The organism is Pseudoalteromonas sp. 1181_04 (genome assembly GCF_052850545.1).
The window spans coordinates 1-1270 of record NZ_VXCS01000067.1 but is presented as its reverse complement, the minus strand read 5'-3'; the positions used below and the strand labels follow the sequence as shown (position 1 = coordinate 1270).

1 protein-coding gene is annotated in these 1270 nt (G+C 41.1%); it reads right to left on the bottom strand.

Annotated elements, in window-relative coordinates; genetic code table 11:
- Nucleotides 1-199 precede the first annotated feature (199 nt).
- Nucleotides 200-1270: transposase (locus FW757_RS23040; protein ID WP_446441774.1), on the bottom strand; the 1071-nt coding region annotated here is incomplete at its 5' end.

The following is a 1270-nucleotide window of genomic DNA, read 5'->3' as shown; positions in this document are numbered from 1 at the left end:
AACGAGGCTGTAGAATTACTCGTTTTTAATTTATTTTTATTGATGCATTAACCATAGCTGAGTTCCTATTTTGATTCAATCGGTTACTTCGATTTTACGTGAAATATAAAAAGAGGTTTTACTGTTTCTTTAATGGGCGTTTTGGAAGGTATGACAGGTGTTTAAGTGGCTTATTTGGAGAGGTAGCAGCTTACCTTTATTAATGCATCGTGTTTTGCAGCTTTTCTATATTATGAACTAAGCAATACAGTTGCCATTGGGCATTCACTTTCGTTTGACCGCGTAAGGTCAATTTATTCATGCCTTTGTTAACTGTAATATTCCCGAACACTGGCTCTATACAGCCAAGTCGTTTGCTGTACTGTCGTCGCCCGATTGGGCTGTCTATTTTGACCTTCATTTTGTCGATGTAGCTTAGCTTTTTACGCGATTCATCATTTTTAAACTGAACTTGCCGTCCTGTTTTTATAGGTGGCTTTCGCATGCATTGCTGTTGCAGCGGGCATACTTTGCAATCTTTTAAGTAACCGCAGAATCGCGTGTATTTTTGGTTGTGGCTTTTTACATTGATACCACTTCGCCACATGTCATTGCCTGCGGGACAGCGGCAGGTTTGTGTTGTTTCATCATAATGGAAGTCCTCTGAAGTAAATAAGCGTGGCTTACCTTTACTGCGTTTTAGTCGGCGTTTTTCTTGCTCTGTTTCATAAGTTTCGCTGTCTTTAAATAACGGGTTTCGTTTTCTAAATTGGTTATCCGCAATGTAAGTATCAAAGCCACTTTTCGCCATGTATTCAAGGTTCGCTTCGCTATTAAACCCACTGTCTGCGGTGAACTTAATCGTTTGTTCGTCTGTTGATTTGTCGGTATTCAATTTATCAAGCTGCTGCTTTAATTGCTTAACTGCTGGCTGCAGGGTTTGCTGCTCGCCCACCGAGCCCCATGCCTGTGCTTGCAGTATAACTTGATGTTTATCGTCATTTATCGCTATCCCGTTGTAGCCTTGGATTGTACCTTTTGACGTGGTCATTTTCGCGCTATCAGGGTCGGTAATATTACTTTTAATAGGCTTGCCTTTGCTGCCCGTTTTTTCCTCGTGGGTCGCTAAGAACTCCGTGATTTTATCTGCACTTTTATCCAGCTTTTCTTTTTGCTTTAAATCCTGCGTTATCAACTCTTCGCTCAGGCTATCTTGTGATTGGTGACGTTCGATAATACGTTTACTCGCGCGTTCTAGTTTTGCTTTTTTACGCCCTAGCTCATCGAATGT